The following is a 16,067-nucleotide window of genomic DNA, read 5'->3' as shown; positions in this document are numbered from 1 at the left end:
CAATAATAAGTTTGAACTACATAAGCAAAATTATTGTATAAAAAAGTCAGTTGGCGTATAATCAAATCAAAGGTCAAAGAAAGTCAAACATTTGGAGGGCTGTAAAGATGGACTTAAATCAAATGACAACGAAAACACAGGAAGCGATTATGAGTGCTCAATCTTTAGCGGTATCTCATCATCATCAAGAAGTAGATACTGTTCATCTATTGCTTACGTTATTAGAGCAACAAGACGGATTAACGGTACGTATTTTTCAAAAAATGAATGTCGATATAGAAGCGTTAAAGCAAGGTGTAGAAAGTTTAATTAAGAAAAAGCCTTCTGTAACTGGAAGCGGGGCAGAGGCAGGGAAATTATATGTAACAGGTGCTTTGCAACAACTGCTTGTAAGAGCAGGAAAAGAAGCGGAGAAATTGCAAGATGACTACATTTCAATCGAACATGTATTGCTTGCTTTTTCTGAAGAAAAAGGCGATATAAATCAATTATTCGCAAAATTTTATATTACGAAAGATAACTTATTACAGTCTTTAATGACAGTTCGGGGGAATCAAAGAGTGACTAGTCAAAATCCAGAAGCAACTTATGAAGCGTTAGAAAAATATGGTCGTGATTTAGTGGCGGAAGTGAGAGCGGGGAAAATTGATCCTGTTATCGGTCGCGATAGTGAAATTCGACGTGTAATCCGCATTCTTTCACGTAAAACGAAAAACAACCCGGTTTTAATTGGTGAACCCGGTGTTGGTAAAACAGCAATCGTTGAAGGATTAGCACAGCGTATTGTGAAGAAGGATGTACCAGAAGGATTAAAAGATAGAACAATCTTCGCATTAGATATGAGTGCGCTTGTAGCTGGAGCGAAATTCCGTGGTGAGTTTGAAGAGCGTCTGCAAGCTGTATTAAATGAAATTAAAAAGAGTGAAGGTCGCATTTTATTATTCATTGATGAACTTCATACAATCGTCGGCGCTGGTAAAACAGAAGGAGCGATGGATGCGGGAAATATGTTAAAACCGATGTTAGCGCGTGGTGAACTGCATTGTATCGGGGCAACGACATTAGATGAATACCGTAAATATATTGAGAAAGATCCAGCGTTAGAAAGACGTTTCCAACAAGTGTTAGCAGAAGAGCCAACTGTTGAGGATACAATTTCCATTTTACGTGGTTTAAAAGAGCGTTTTGAAATTTATCACGGTGTAAATATTCATGACCGCGCGATTGTAGCAGCATCTGTTTTATCAGATCGATACATTTCGGATCGCTTCTTACCTGATAAAGCGATCGATCTAGTTGATGAAGCTTGTGCAACAATTCGAACAGAAATTGATTCTATGCCAACAGAACTAGATGAAGTAACGCGCCGCATTATGCAGCTGGAAATTGAAGAAGCTGCTCTTGGGAAAGAAAAGGACTTAGGTAGTCAAGAGCGCCTAAAAACATTGCAACGTGAATTATCGGATTTAAAAGAAGTTGCAAGTAGTATGAGAGCGAAATGGGAGAAAGAAAAAGAAGACATTCATAAAGTGCGTGACTTACGTGAGCATTTAGAGCGCTTGCGCCGTGAGTTAGAAGAAGCAGAAGGAAATTACGATTTAAATAAAGCAGCTGAGCTTCGCCACGGGAAAATTCCAGCTATCGAAAAAGAGTTAAAAGAAGCGGAAGAGATGGGTGCACATAATAAACAAGAGAATCGCTTATTACGCGAGGAAGTAAGTGAAGAAGAAATTGCAGACATTGTTTCAAGGTGGACTGGTATTCCTGTCGCAAAACTCGTTGAAGGTGAACGTGAGAAATTATTACGTCTTGAACAAATTTTATCAGAGCGTGTTATCGGTCAAGAGGAAGCGGTAAGCCTTGTATCAGACGCAGTACTTCGTGCTCGCGCTGGCATTAAAGATCCGAATCGTCCAATTGGTTCATTTATTTTCTTAGGCCCTACAGGTGTTGGTAAAACTGAGCTTGCAAAAACGTTAGCGCAAACATTATTTGACAGTGAAGAGCAAATGATTCGTATCGATATGTCTGAGTATATGGAGAAACACGCAGTGTCACGCTTAATTGGAGCGCCTCCTGGATATGTTGGATATGAAGAAGGTGGACAATTAACAGAAGCAGTAAGACGTAAACCATATTCTGTTATTTTGTTAGATGAAATCGAAAAAGCACATCCAGAAGTATTCAACATTTTATTACAAATGTTAGACGATGGCCGCATTACAGATTCACAAGGACGTACAGTAGACTTTAAAAATACGGTTATTATTATGACTTCAAATATTGGATCTGCTCACTTATTAGAAGGGCTAGAAGAAGATGGTTCTATTAAAGAAGAGTCAAGAGAACTTGTAATGGGACAATTAAGAGGACATTTCCGACCAGAATTCTTAAACCGTGTCGATGAAATTATTTTATTCAAACCTCTTACAAGGAATGAAATTAAAGGTATTGTTGATAAGATTGTACAAGAATTACAAGGGCGTTTAGCAGATCGCCATATATCATTAGAATTGACGGAATCTGCAAAAGAATTTGTTGTAGAAGCTGGATTCGATCCGCTGTACGGAGCTCGTCCGTTAAAACGATACGTACAGCGTCAAGTTGAGACGAAATTAGCGAGAGAATTAATTGCAGGAGCGATTACTGACAATAGTCACGTAGTGGTTGATGTAGAAAATAACGAATTAGTCGTGCGTGTGAAGTAAAAAAAGAGTTCGGATAAAATCCGGACTCTTTTTAGTGTTGTTCTACTGGCTCGTTTGGAATCGCAGCTGCAATCGCTAATACTAATACCGCAAGAACAACTGAGAAAATAGACGCTTGGTTAAAATCGTATGTACCGCCAGTCATAGAGCCGATTACATAGCTCATCATATGTACAAGTGCGAACGACCAAATTAATGCCCAAATGAAACGCATATTTTACACCTCTATTCGTTCAATCTGTCCTTATTGTAACACAATTGAAAAAAGAATATAGAAAAATATTTGTAGATTTTTCAACGCAAATTTGCATTCTGTTCATACATTATAAAAGAGTACTTTTATACGTTTAGAAAATAAGGCGGGGGAAAAATGAGTATTACGGAACGTTTTTTTTACTTAGAAAAAGAACCATGTGTAATTTATTTACCGGAAAAGCCAAATGGATTTTCTGTTATGCTCCTAGGAGATTATAACTATTTTATTGAGAATGGTACAAGTTTATGGACACAGCATGCAGGGAGAGCTTATTTTTTACAGGGCCTTATTGAAAAAGGCTATACGGTCTTTTCATCTAACTTATACGGAAGGCATTGGGGGAACGATCGAGCTGTTCGTCTTGCAAAACGTTTGTATGATGTCGTTCTAAGAAAAGAGACATTGAATGCGAAAATGCACATTATGGCAGATGGTATGGGAGCGCTTGTAGCACTGGAGATGATGAACAAATACCCTGAATGTATACGTTCTGTCGTTATGTTAAATCCGTGTTTAGATTTACCAGAATATGTGGATTTTGAGAAAGAGCATAAGTTTTTTTACAAAAGATTAGTGAAGGAATTAAGTTTGGCGTATGATTCCAAAGAAGAAGAATTAGAATCAAAAATAAATAAGAAATCATTTGCGCTTCTGCCGTCTTGTGTACCTGTTACAGTTTTTGTCTCAACACAGGAAAAAAGAGGAAGAAAACAATTGTTACGTAAATACGAGAAAATGAGGCAATTCAATCAATGCGATACTTCTGTTTTATTCCATCTGCAAGATGTGAAATATAAAATGGTTAGACAAACGACTGATTTCTTTAAAAAATATGAAGAAGAATTGTGAAGCTCCCATATACATAAATGAGGAGCTATTTGTTTCAAGGGGAAAGGGTTGGTGGTATGAAACGCGTGCTGATTATAGGTGCACTTACGTTTGTAGGTTATCACCTTGTGAATAAAATGATTGCAGAAGAAGTAGAAGTATATGGTCTTGATTTTGATGAATTTGATAGTATGACAAAAATTAATGAAGAGAAATTATTGTTGATTGGGCGGAATGCGTTATTTACGTACTATTCTATAAGGGATGAAGACGGATGGCGATCGGTAGAGGAAGAGAGTTTCGATACAGTTTATTTTTGCTTGTATGAGCCGAATCAGCAAAGTGGATTTCGGAATGAAAGGGTCATATTACAATATTTAAAACGAATCGTAAGGATGTGTGAAAAAAATAAAGTGAAGTTAAATCTAATTTCTTCTATTGAAATAGGAAGCACTGAAGAATCCGAAAACAAACATCTATTTTCGAAAGTGGAAGAAGGGTTGAAAAAAGGCGAATTACAATATAGTGCATATCGAGTTCCTACATTATATGGGCCGTGGCAACCGTCGTTTATGATGTATCATCAGCTTATTTTATCAGAACTTGATGAAAAAGAGTGCCGTTGTATAAATGGAGAAAAAGGAAGTGATTTACTTTACGTTGAAGATGTATGTGAATATTTATGGGAAAATGGAATGAATGTAAAACACCTCGGTATATATAATTTACTTAGTGGAAAAGAAGAGTTATGGGAAAAGGGTATGAGTCTTTTACATGCAGATGATAAAGTAAATAACAAAAATGTGGAAGTAAGAGATGAAGCTGTAGAGGTTATTTCTATTCAAAAAAATACACCAGTAGAATTCGGTTTAAATAAACAATTGGCACATATGAAAAAATATAAAGAGTTATACGAAGGGTAGCATGCGTGTTACACTATTGTATGGATAATTGATTGAAAAGCTTTAATGGAGAGGAAGAGATTACATGAACGAAAAAAGTATGCAATTTTTACAAATCGCAATGAAGCATTTACCAGAAGCAAAGGCAATTTTAGATTCTAATGGAATTGCACTTGATATGGAGAAAGCACAGCCGGTGTTAGAGCTATTGATGAAAGTAATGGGCGAAGCATATGAGCTTGGGAAAGCAGATAAAGAATAAAAAACCCTTCTTTTTTGATGGAAGAGAGGCTCGAACCGTGGATAGAAGCGGTAAGGGCCTTTTTTTATTTCGAGCGAGGTAAGACCAGAGGGATGATGAGGCTAAAGTGGAAGGTTATGAGGAGAAGGTCTTAGTTTTGAAGGGAAAGCAGATAAAGAATAAAAATCTTCTTTTTTGATGGGAGAGAGGCTCGAGCTGTGGATAGAAGCGGAAAGGACTTTTTTTGTTTCGAGCGGAGTAAGGTCAAAAGTATTGGGAAGTTTATCTTTTGAAAGGATAGGGATTTTTCTGTTTCTTTTAATGAAAAATAAAGTTAGTAATACGCTGTCTTATTTTTTTAGCTGAAATATATTCTAGACAAAAGTACATTTATGTTTTAAAATTAGTACCAAGTCATAATAATTGATATAAAACGGAGGGCTGCGATGTGAACGTGGGCATTTTAGGGATCGGAAGATATGTGCCAGAAAAAGTAGTCACAAATCACGATTTAGAGAAAATCGTAGATACATCTGATGAATGGATTCGTACGAGAACGGGAATTGCAGAGAGACGCATTGCCGATGATACAATAGATACTTCATATATGGCGGTAGAGGCTTCTAAAAAAGCACTTGAAGATGCCGGGATTAGCGGAGAGGATATCGATCTTATTTTAGTGGCAACAGTAACGCCAGATCGCGCATTCCCAGCAGTAGCTTGTGTAATCCAAGAAGCAATTGGCGCAAAACACGCAGCCGCAATGGATTTAAGTGCAGCGTGTGCTGGCTTTATGTACGGAATGATTACAGCGCAGCAATTTATTCAAACGGGAACTTATAAAAATGTATTAGTAGTTGGTAGTGACAAACTATCTAAAATTGTAGACTGGAACGATCGAAATACAGCGGTACTATTTGGGGACGGAGCAGGTGCTATCGTAATGGGAGCTGTTTCGGAAGGAAAAGGTGTACTTTCTTTTGAATTAGGAGCGGACGGAAGTGGCGGTAAGCATCTTTATCAAGACGAGTATGTTATGATGAACGGCAGAGAAGTCTTTAAATTTGCTGTTCGCCAACTTGGTGATTCCTGTCTTCGCGTGTTAGAAAAAGCGGGACTTACGAAAGAGGATGTGGACTTCTTAGTACCACATCAAGCGAATATTCGTATTATGGAATCTGCAAGAGAAAGATTAAATTTACCGAAAGAAAAAATGAGTATGACAATTGAAAAGTTCGGTAATACATCGGCTTCTTCAATTCCAATTGCAATGGTAGAGGAATTGCAAAATGGACGTATTCAAGATGGTGATTTAATTATACTAGTCGGTTTTGGCGGCGGGTTAACATGGGGAGCAGTAGCTCTTCGTTGGGGTAAATAAGGACTGAGAGAAAAAAAGGAGTGTATTTTGTATGGAAAAAAAGAGGGTCGTAATTACAGGGCTAGGAGCTGTTACACCGATCGGAACAGATGTTGAAACAGCTTGGGAAAACATTAAAAACGGTGTATCCGGAATCGGACGACTTACAAGAATAGATTCAGAACAAATTCCTGCAAAAGTAGCAGCAGAAATTAACGACTTTGAAGTCGAAAAATATATAGATAAAAAAGAAGCGCGCCGTATGGACCGCTTTACGCAATATGCAGTAGCAGCAGCGAAAATGGCAGTTGCGGATGCGAAGCTTGAAATTACAGAAGAAAATGCACCACGCATTGGTGTATGGGTTGGTTCTGGTATTGGTGGTATGGAAACATACGAAGAACAATTTAAGATTTTTACTGAAAAAGGTCCGCGCCGCGTGAGCCCATTCTTCGTACCAATGATGATTCCAGATATGGCAGCAGGTCAAGTGTCAATCGCTACAGGAGCAAAAGGAATTAATACTTGCTCTGTAACAGCTTGTGCATCTGGAGCAAACTCAATTGGTGATGCGTTTAAAGTAATCCAGCGCGGTGATGCTGATGCGATGATAACAGGCGGAGCAGAAGCGCCATTAACAAGTATGGCATTCGCTGGGTTTAGCTCAGCGAAAGCATTAACATTCAATGAAGATCCAGCAACGGCTTGCCGCCCATTCGATAAAAATCGTAGCGGTTTCGTAATGGGTGAAGGATCAGGAATTCTTATTCTTGAAGAATTAGAGCACGCATTAGCACGTGGTGCTCACATTTATGCGGAAATTGCTGGTTATGGTGCAACTGGTGATGCGTTCCATATTACAATGCCTGCTCCTGGCGGTGAAGGCGGAGTTCGTGCGATGCGTCAAGCTTTAGCTGATGCAGGTCTAGAGCCAAAAGATATTGATTACATTAATGCACATGGTACAAGTACAGATGCAAATGAAAAGTATGAAACGATGGCAATTAAAGAAACTTTCGGTGAGCATGCATATAAAGTAGCGATTAGCTCAACGAAATCAATGACAGGTCATTTATTAGGAGCAGCTGGTGCTGTTGAAGCAATCTTCTCTATTAAATCAATTACAGACGGAGTAATTCCTCCGACGATTAACTATGAAACACCAGATCCAGAATGTGATTTAGATTACGTACCAAATACAGCGAGGCATCAAGAAGTGCGAGCTGTATTAAGTAATTCATTAGGATTCGGTGGTCATAACGCAGTATTAGTATTTAAAGCATATAAATAATATGTACAATAAGGTGTCTTTTCGTAAAGTATTACGAAAAGACACCTTATTTATTTTTTATCACCTTTACGTTCCTTTCTTTTTTGCATATACATAAGAAAAGGAGGGATGAAGGTTGGGGGTTGTTGAAACGGCAGAATGGTTACATCTGTATTATGGACGTCCAGAGAAGCTTTGTGAGAAATTTACAAAGTATATTCCATTGCCAAAAGAGAGACTGTATCGCTTTTTAATCTCTAAAGGTATGTATCGCCCAGTAATGCGGGGGGAGCAGGAAATTAAAGAGTTAGAGAAGAAAGAAATTTGGAAAGAACTTAGCATGGAGTATGAAAAATTGAAAGGTTGGCTAAAAGGTCCAGATGTCCCTATCTTTATTTTATTATCAGATTCATACAATCGAACTGTACAAGAGGAATATAACGGGAAGGCTGGCTTATCTATGCGTCACGTTATTTTCTTATTCGTATGTGGACGTAATTCAGTAGAGGAACTAAAAGCTTTATTAACGCATGAATACCATCATATATGTAGGTTACATCAAATTGAGACGAAAGAAACAGAGTATACATTACTTGATACGATGATTATGGAAGGGTTAGCTGAGCAAGCTGTGTATGAAAGGTATACAGAAAAAAGATGTGCACCGTGGACTACTTACATTTCAAAAGAAGATGCTATTTATTATTGGAGGAATTCAATACAAGACCGAATAGGCGTAAAGAGAGGTACGAGGGAGCATGATGTTTTATTAAATGGACTGCACTCGTATCCGAAAATGCTTGGCTATGCACTTGGATTTCATATTGTGAAAGATTGTGTAGCATTTGAAGGAGAAAATACACTTTCTTTATTATCTATAGATGCGAAAGAAATATTGAATAAAGCAAATACATTTCATGTTTCATGAAAAACAGGGGAGCTATCTCCTGTTTTTTTTTTATATTATAGAAGAAAAAATAATAATTAGAATATATTTCCTCAAGTGGAATAAAGTTAAGCAAAACTGAACATAATGATTGGTACAAACAGTAGTGAAGTGAGGGGTAGTGAATGTTATATCTACATGATGTATGGGTAAATTGGTTTGAAGGTGAAGAGAATGGGTATAACGTTTGTCATTTTTACGAATGGCGGAAAGATGATACGATTGAGCTATTAGATCAAGTGCCATTATTAAAAGTAGATGCCACATTATATCATTACATCGAGAACGAATTATTAGAGCTTCCGCAAAAATTATTGGAAGACGTATATCATAAGGCTTATATTCGTAAAAATCACGAACGTTTGCAACAAGAATATTGTTTTGTAGTTACAGATGGAAAAGGAATTATTGCGATTGATTCAATCGGCTATAATGTTCCAATTAGAAAAAGTAGGCTTATACCGCGTCAAGAACAGATGGTATATGAGATGGTAGAGAATGTGCAAGCAGAAAAGTATGAGTTCCAAGTGGAAGAGATTGAAAAAGAACATCATATTTTATCGCCGTCGCCTTTCATTATGAACGGCCTAACTCGTAAAGAAAGACAGTTAAAACAATTATTATTTATGGCATTAGATCAATTACATACAACGAAAAATCCAGCTGAAATTCGCTATTGGTTCACAGAGTGGGATCCATCAGCGTACGGAATGGTCCAACATATGGAGTTTGAAGATGTTTGGGCTAAACTTTATGATGAAGCGAAAACTGGATGGTCTGAGAAGCACGAGCAATTATGTGAGCGCCTTGTAAAAGGACAGCCGTTTTTTGAAAAGTTATGGGAAATGGAAAATGAGCAGAAGGTAAATTAAAAAAACCGCCAATTGGCGGTTTTTTTTATGGAGGTGACAAGAATGTTCGGTGGCTTCGCGCCTTCCTGCGAGGCAAAAAACGCCTCTGCGTCAGGAACTGCATCCTCCTCACATTCTGAACGAGCCGCGTCCGCCTTTTATGAAATCCAGCTCCGGCTCCTAGCCCTTCGCGTCTAAGAACCTTCCCCACGAGAAGGTAAAAAGCACCTTCTGTGGGGAAGAACCTTATCCGTCAGGGCTAAGCAGTCGCCTCCGCTTTTCTAGTAATCCAGCTCCAGCGGCAAGAATGTTCGGTGGCTTCGCGCCTTCCTGCGAGGCAAAACCCGCCTCTACGTCAGGAGCTCCATCCCCCTCACATTCTGAACGAGCCGCTTCCGCTTTATATGAAATCCAGCTCCAGCGGCAAGAATATTCGGTGGCTTCGCGCCTTCCTGCGAGGCAAAAAACGCCTCTGCGTCAGGAACTCCATCCTCCTCACATTCTGAACGAGCCGCTTCCGCTTTATATGAAATCCAGCTCCAGCGGCAAGAATATTCGGTGGCTTCGCGCCTTCCTGCGAGGCAAAAAACGCCTCTGCGTCAGGAACTCCATCCTCCTCACATTCTGAACGAGCCGCTTCCGCTTTATATGAAATCCAGCTCCAGCGGCAAGAATATTCGGTGGCTTCGCGCCTTCCTGCGAGGCAAAAAACGCCTCTGCGTCAGGAACTCCATCCTCCTCACATTCTGAACGAGCCGCTTCCGCTTTTTGTAGTAATCCAGCTCTGGCAGCAAGCTCTTCGTGTCTAAGAACCTTCCGCATAAGAAGACAAAAAGCGTCTTCTATGCGAAAGAACCTTAGCCAGTCAGAGCTGAACGAGCTGCCTCCGCTTTATAAGTTACCTCCGCTTTCTACTTAATCCCATTGCGTTTTCTACTTTACGTAGTTGTTTGAATGCAACGTGGTTCGCTTTTTCGGCACCTTTGTCTAGAATTTCGTCTAGTTCTGGTGAGTTGATTAGTTCGTTATATTTGTCTTGGATTGGACGAATTGCTTCTACGACTACTTGTGCTAGGTCGCCTTTGAAGTCTCCGTATCCTTTTCCTTCGTACATTGCTTCTATTTCTTCAACTGTCTTTCCAGAGAATGAAGAGTAGATTGTTAATAAGTTAGAGATTCCAGGTTTGTTTTCTTTATCAAATTTCACGATACCTTCAGAATCAGTTACAGCACTTTTAATTTTCTTTTCAATTGTTTTTGGTTCATCAAGCATACTGATCATTGCTTTTGGATTCGGATCAGATTTACTCATTTTTTTCGTAGGTTCTGTTAATGACATAACGCGAGCTCCTACTTTTGGAATACGAATTTCAGGAACAGTGAACACTTCACGGAAGCGTTTGTTGAAACGCTCTGCTAGGTCGCGTGTTAATTCCATATGTTGTTTTTGATCATCACCAACAGGTACGATTTCAGTGTTGTAAAGTAAAATATCAGCAGCCATTAATGGTGGATACGTTAGTAATCCAGCTGGAACTGAATCTCTACCAGAAGATTTATCTTTATATTGCGTCATACGCTCTAATTCTCCAACGTAAGCAACTGATTGCATAATCCATCCTAGTTGAGCGTGTGCTGGTACTTCTGATTGTACAAATAAAGTAGCTTTTTCAGGATCGATGCCACATGCTACATAAAGTGCAGCAAGACTGCGAATGTTTTTACGAAGTTGTACGGGATCTTGAGGTACTGTAATCGCATGTTGGTTTACAATACAGAAATAACAGTCGTGTTCATTTTGAAGCTCTGTAAATTGCTTCATAGCTCCTAAATAGTTTCCAAGTGTAATTGTTCCGCTTGGCTGAATACCAGAAAAGATAACTGACATAAGTAATTCCTCCTAAAATTGAATGTGCGATGGGGAAGAGAAGGCATACAAAAAAGCCCATTCATCCCAAAAACTCTAGGGACGAATGGACCGCGGTACCACCCTAATTATTTCACTACTGTGAAATCTCTCTAATCCATAATAACGTTTGGATATAACGCCAAAGCCTACTACTTTCGGTTCGGTTTGGTGCTCAAAAGCCCATTCCATACTGCGCAATTACTTGTTCACACCAGCCACAAGCTCTCTGAAATTGCCTCAATATGTACTCTTCTTTATCATCGCATACATATAAATTTATTTATTGTTACCTAAGCTCTTTTAATATGAAAGAACTAAAGTTTTATAACAAAATGTTTTGCTGATTATTATATCATATGGAATAGTGTTTGCAAACTACATCAAAATAGTAAAGCTAATGAGGATCGAGAACAACCCAAGTACGATACCGGTAATACAAATCGGATACGTCCATTTGAATGAATATGTTTTATAAATACGTTCTTTCTTATCGATAGGTTCCTCTGCTTCTTCAATTAAAGAGTCAATTTTTTTATTCGTACCAAATACTCTTTGGAATGCGTAAATTGTTACGTTAAAAAATCCGTTTTGAAATATGAATAAAAAACCACCTATAAGAATAAAAAACAATGCAATATAGAATGAGATGTTGACAAAATTCAACAAAAAATGAGATGAAACGAGGAATGCGCCCACACTAGAAGCGATTATCGCAACCAAAAATAGTATACAAGTATGAAAAAAAACTTTATTCAAAATATTCCCCTCCGTCAAAATATTACTAGAATTATTATACTATAAAAGTTATAATAAGTAATATAAATAATTTTTTGAAAATTATACGCAATTGAGGTTCTAATTTCAAGATGATGGTAGCAATGTTAACGTATCCCTTTACAAAAAATTAAAAATATAAACATTTTATTAAAAATTTTAACAAAAAAACAAAAAACTATATTCACAATCGTCATATTATATGTATAATGAAAATTGTAGAAACTTGGAGATTATTCTTTCAATTCTGTTTTTCTACAAGTGAGGGTACAGGAAGTGCAATTAGGGGAGGCAACACAGCATGAAGAAAAAGATACCGCTATTGCTTGCATCGACGTTGACAGTAAGTGTGCTAGGAGCCTGTAGTTATCAAAAAGATGATAATAAGGCAAGCGCGAAAGGATCCAGTACTTCAAATAAGCAAGTATTGAATCTAACAGAAACTGCTGAAATACCAACAATGGATACGACGCTATCAACGGATGCAGCATCTTCTAACATCATGAATAACACAATGGAAGGGTTGTATCGTCTGGGGAAAGACGATAAACTCGTTCCAGGAGTCGCTAAATCTTATGAGAAATCAGAAGATGGTAAAAAGTATGTATTTAAATTACGTGAAGATGCGAAATGGTCGAATGGTGAACCTGTAACAGCGAAAGACTTCGTTTATTCTTGGAGAAGAGCTGTTGATTCAAATACGGGTGCCAAATTTGCTTACATACTATTTGATGTAAAAAATGCAGAGAAAATTAATAAAAAAGAATTACCAGTTGAGGAACTTGGTGTAAAAGCAATTGATGATCACACACTTGAAGTGGAATTAGATAATCCTGTTCCTTATTTTGTAAGTCTAACAGTCTATCCAACATTTTATCCTTTGAATGAGAAGTTTGTAAAAGAACAAGGAACAAAATTTGGATTAGAATCCAATACGACACTTTATAATGGCCCATTCGTTTTAAATGAATGGAAACATGAACAAAGTTTCCACCTTAAGAAAAATCCAACGTATTGGGAAAATAAAGAAGTGAAGCTTGAGGAGATAAACTTCAATATTGTTAAGGATCGTTCAACTGCTATAAACTTATATGAAACGAAAGCGATTGATCGTGTAGTATTAACATCAGAATTTGTAGATAAATACAAATCAGATGCTGATTTTAAAACAATTAAGAGACCATCTACACAATTCATTCGTTTAAATGAAAAAAATAAATTTTTAGCAAATAAAAATATCCGAAAAGCAATTGCGATGTCCTTTGAACGTGAAAATATCGGGAAAGTTATCTTAAACGATGGTTCAGAAGGAATGTATGGTTTTGTTCCGAAAGGTTTGGCAAAAGGACCTAACGGAAAAGACTTCCGTGAAGAGAACGGAAAGCTTATAAAAGAGGATGTTAAAGAAGCTCAAAAATATTGGGAAGCTGGTAAAAGAGAACTTGGTGTAGACAAAGTAGAGTTAGAGTTATTAAACTTTGATACTGATGATGCCAAAAAAATCGGAGAGTATTTAAAGGGACAATTCGAAAAGAACTTACCAGGTTTAACAGTTTCAACAAAAATGCAGCCATTTGCACAAAAGTTAAAACTTGAAGCAAGTGGAGATTATGCGATGTCATATGCGGGATGGAGTCCAGATTATATGGATCCAATGTCATTCCTTGAAATGTATACAACAGGTAATTCGCAAAATAAAGTGAACTACGCAAACCCAGCTTATGATGAACTAATTAAGAAAGCCAAAACAGAAGTAGATGTACAAGCTCGTTGGGATGCTCTATTAAAAGCAGAACAACAACTGCTTGAAGATGCAGCGATTGCTCCAGTATATCAACCTGGAAAGGCATATTTACAACGTAGTTCAATTACAGGCCTATTAGAACATAAATACGGCGGAGAATTTAGCTATAAGTGGGTTGAACTCAAAAACTAAAAATGGTTTCCATCATGAATAAGGGTATATGCCTATGATGGGCATGTGCTCTTATTTTAAAAAAATAAAAGTAAGAATATTTCAAACTATCTTATTGCTTTTGAGAAAAACGGGGAGGTGCTTGACTATGGGACGTTATGTATTAAAACGTTTCGTGTACATGGCTTTGACATTATTTTTAATTACTACACTGACTTTCTTTTTGATGAAATTACTACCGGGTTCTCCGCTTAAAAACCAGGAGAAGCTATCACCGGCACAAAAAGAAATCATTCTTGAAAAATATGGATTAAATGATCCAGTACCAGTTCAATATGCACGTTACTTAGGTAACTTAGCAAAAGGTGATTTAGGGGTATCATTCCAATATGATAACCGCCCAGTAACAGATATGATTGTGGATCGTATTGGACCATCAGCACAACTTGGTTTACAAGCGATTATATTAGGAACATTTATCGGTTTAATTTTAGGAATCGTTGCGGCGCTTCGTAACAATACGTGGGTCGATTATGGGGCGACAATTATTTCCGTACTCGGGATGTCGGTACCCTCATTCGTATTCGCCGCATTACTACAATATTTCGTAGGGGTAAAACTTGGTTGGTTCCCAGTAGCATTCTGGAAAGGACCGGAGTTTACAGTAATGCCTACAATTGCCTTATCGATGGCAGTTATCGCAACAATCGCACGTTTCGCTCGTGCAGAGTTAATTGAGGTTATGCAAGCAGACTACATTTTAACAGCGAAAGCGAAAGGAATTAGCCAAGGCGTTATCATTATCAAGCACGCACTGCGTAACGCATTAATTCCAGTTGTAACAATTTTAGGACCAATGGTTGCAGGATTAATTACAGGGACACTAGTTATTGAGCAAATTTACGCTGTACCTGGACTTGGGGAACAATTCGTTAAATCGATTACAGTGAATGACTATACAGTTATTATGGGAACTACAATTTTCTATAGTGCGATCTTCATCTTAGTTATTTTCATTGTCGATATTTTATACGGAATTATTGATCCTCGTATTCGTTTAGCGGGAGGGAAAAAATGATGAAAGATGTACAAAAATTATCTCCAGATTTATTTCAACCAGCCAATCAGAGTAATGTTGATAATGAAGTCATTGCCCGTCCAAGCTTAACGTTTTGGCAAGATGTAAGAAGACGTTTGTTCCAACATAAAGGTGCAATGTTTGGTTTCGTATTATTAATGCTTATTGTACTATTAGCAATTTTAGGACCGATGGTAAGTAAGCATTCTTATAAAGAGCAGGATTTAGGTCGTGCGAAAATGCCACCGAAAATTCCAGTGATTGAAAATGTTCATTGGCTACCATTTGACGGTACAGATCAATATGGTGTTGACCAATATGAAAAACGTGATATTAAAGAGTACTTCTGGTTTGGTACAGATGATCTTGGCCGTGATTTATGGACAAGAACATGGGAAGGTACACGAGTATCATTATATATCGCTCTTTTAGCAGCAGCGATTGACTTAGTAATTGGGGTTGCATACGGAGGTATTTCAGCCTTCTATGGCGGCAGAGTAGATAATATTATGCAACGTATTATGGAGATCATTAACGGTATTCCATACTTAATCATCGTTATTTTAATGGTAATCATTATGGGATCAGGTATTTGGTCAATTACACTTGCGATGGCAATTACAGGTTGGATAGGGATGTCGCGTATCGTTCGTGGACAGATCCTAAAATTAAAAAACCAAGAATATGTATTAGCATCTCGTACATTAGGGGCAACGAATACACAGTTAATTGTGAAGCACTTAATTCCGAACGTAATGGGACCAATTATCGTAATGACAATGTTTACAATTCCAACAGCGGTATTTGGTGAAGCATTCTTAAGCTTCATCGGACTAGGTATTCAGCCACCATTCGCATCACTTGGTTCTCTTGTAAATGATGGTTATAAATCAATTCAAACGTATCCACATATGATGTTCATCCCAGCGGTTGTCATCAGTATGTTAATCTTAGCATTCAACTTAATTGCAGACGGATTACGCGACGCGTTAGATCCAAAAATGCGTAAGTAAAAGAGGGGAGAAGTAA

The 16,067-nt window shown here is 37.8% G+C and carries 15 protein-coding genes and 1 other annotated feature; of the genes, 11 read left to right on the top strand and 4 right to left on the bottom strand.

Going from position 1 to position 16,067, the window contains the following annotated elements; all coding sequences use genetic code 11:
- The first annotated feature begins 107 nt into the window (after window positions 1–107).
- Entirely contained in the window at window positions 108–2,708 is a 2,601-nt protein-coding gene (gene clpB / locus JFU20_RS09205) for an ATP-dependent chaperone ClpB (RefSeq protein WP_201038552.1), read from the top strand.
- A 31-nt stretch (window positions 2,709–2,739) separates the two neighbouring features.
- Here clpB and JFU20_RS09200 read toward each other — a convergent pair whose 3' ends face one another.
- Entirely contained in the window at window positions 2,740–2,922 is a 183-nt protein-coding gene (locus tag JFU20_RS09200; RefSeq protein ID WP_001211111.1) for a YjzD family protein, read from the bottom strand.
- 156 nt (window positions 2,923–3,078) lie between these two features.
- On the opposite strand from JFU20_RS09200, the gene JFU20_RS09195 reads away from it, so the two are divergent.
- The 7 genes from JFU20_RS09195 to JFU20_RS09165 all read left to right on the top strand — a co-directional run bounded on the left by JFU20_RS09195 (window position 3,079) and on the right by JFU20_RS09165 (window position 9,383).
- Window positions 3,079–3,813, top strand: coding sequence for a lipase family protein (locus JFU20_RS09195; protein WP_002011316.1), 735 nt, complete (start codon window positions 3,079–3,081; stop codon window positions 3,811–3,813).
- Window positions 3,814–3,842: 29 nt separating this feature from the next.
- Window positions 3,843–4,715, top strand: a complete 873-nt coding sequence (locus JFU20_RS09190; protein ID WP_002086991.1) for an NAD-dependent epimerase/dehydratase family protein — start codon at window positions 3,843–3,845, stop codon at window positions 4,713–4,715.
- Window positions 4,716–4,779: 64 nt separating this feature from the next.
- On the top strand, window positions 4,780–4,956 hold the full coding sequence (locus JFU20_RS09185) for a ComZ family protein (RefSeq protein ID WP_002011319.1): 177 nt from the start codon (window positions 4,780–4,782) through the stop codon (window positions 4,954–4,956).
- Window positions 4,957–5,383: 427 nt separating this feature from the next.
- On the top strand, window positions 5,384–6,316 hold the full coding sequence (gene fabH, locus JFU20_RS09180) for a beta-ketoacyl-ACP synthase III (protein ID WP_001100550.1): 933 nt from the start codon (window positions 5,384–5,386) through the stop codon (window positions 6,314–6,316).
- Between the two features lie 31 nt (window positions 6,317–6,347).
- Window positions 6,348–7,586: a beta-ketoacyl-ACP synthase II gene (gene fabF, locus JFU20_RS09175; RefSeq protein ID WP_002030364.1), complete on the top strand. Its 1,239-nt coding sequence runs from the start codon at window positions 6,348–6,350 to the stop codon at window positions 7,584–7,586.
- Window positions 7,587–7,701: 115 nt separating this feature from the next.
- Window positions 7,702–8,493 (top strand): DUF2268 domain-containing putative Zn-dependent protease, encoded by a 792-nt coding sequence (locus JFU20_RS09170; RefSeq protein WP_201038551.1) that lies wholly within the window; start codon window positions 7,702–7,704, stop codon window positions 8,491–8,493.
- Window positions 8,494–8,636: 143 nt separating this feature from the next.
- Window positions 8,637–9,383: a YjbA family protein gene (locus tag JFU20_RS09165; RefSeq protein WP_002030367.1), complete on the top strand. Its 747-nt coding sequence runs from the start codon at window positions 8,637–8,639 to the stop codon at window positions 9,381–9,383.
- Between the two features lie 501 nt (window positions 9,384–9,884).
- Here the strand turns inward: JFU20_RS09165 and JFU20_RS09160 are convergent.
- The 3 genes from JFU20_RS09160 to JFU20_RS09150 all read right to left on the bottom strand — a co-directional run bounded on the left by JFU20_RS09160 (window position 9,885) and on the right by JFU20_RS09150 (window position 12,027).
- Window positions 9,885–10,184, bottom strand: coding sequence for a hypothetical protein (locus tag JFU20_RS09160; RefSeq protein WP_201039250.1), 300 nt, complete (start codon window positions 10,182–10,184; stop codon window positions 9,885–9,887).
- Window positions 10,185–10,260: 76 nt separating this feature from the next.
- Complete coding sequence (gene trpS / locus JFU20_RS09155; RefSeq protein WP_002011330.1) at window positions 10,261–11,250, bottom strand: tryptophan--tRNA ligase; 990 nt, start codon at window positions 11,248–11,250, stop codon at window positions 10,261–10,263.
- Between the two features lie 74 nt (window positions 11,251–11,324).
- Window positions 11,325–11,541: a binding site (T-box leader), on the bottom strand.
- Between the two features lie 105 nt (window positions 11,542–11,646).
- Window positions 11,647–12,027: a DUF3899 domain-containing protein gene (locus JFU20_RS09150; protein ID WP_002125921.1), complete on the bottom strand. Its 381-nt coding sequence runs from the start codon at window positions 12,025–12,027 to the stop codon at window positions 11,647–11,649.
- Between the two features lie 319 nt (window positions 12,028–12,346).
- Here JFU20_RS09150 and JFU20_RS09145 point away from each other — a divergent pair, with 319 nt between their 5' ends.
- The 3 genes from JFU20_RS09145 (at window position 12,347) to opp3C (ending at window position 16,051) form a co-directional block, all read left to right on the top strand.
- Complete coding sequence (locus JFU20_RS09145; protein ID WP_002011333.1) at window positions 12,347–13,981, top strand: peptide ABC transporter substrate-binding protein; 1,635 nt, start codon at window positions 12,347–12,349, stop codon at window positions 13,979–13,981.
- A gap of 127 nt (window positions 13,982–14,108) precedes the next feature.
- Entirely contained in the window at window positions 14,109–15,038 is a 930-nt protein-coding gene (opp3b, locus tag JFU20_RS09140; RefSeq protein WP_000534165.1) for an oligopeptide ABC transporter permease, read from the top strand.
- Window positions 15,035–16,051, top strand: coding sequence for an oligopeptide ABC transporter permease (opp3C, locus tag JFU20_RS09135; protein WP_002086981.1), 1,017 nt, complete (start codon window positions 15,035–15,037; stop codon window positions 16,049–16,051). The genes opp3b and opp3C overlap by 4 nt, the downstream gene beginning before the upstream one ends.
- The last annotated feature ends 16 nt before the right edge of the window (window positions 16,052–16,067 follow it).

The sequence above is a fragment of the Bacillus sp. TH30 genome (genome assembly GCF_016650875.1).
Taxonomy (GTDB): domain Bacteria; phylum Bacillota; class Bacilli; order Bacillales; family Bacillaceae_G; genus Bacillus_A; species Bacillus_A mycoides.
This window is presented reverse-complemented; position numbering and strand designations above follow the sequence as displayed.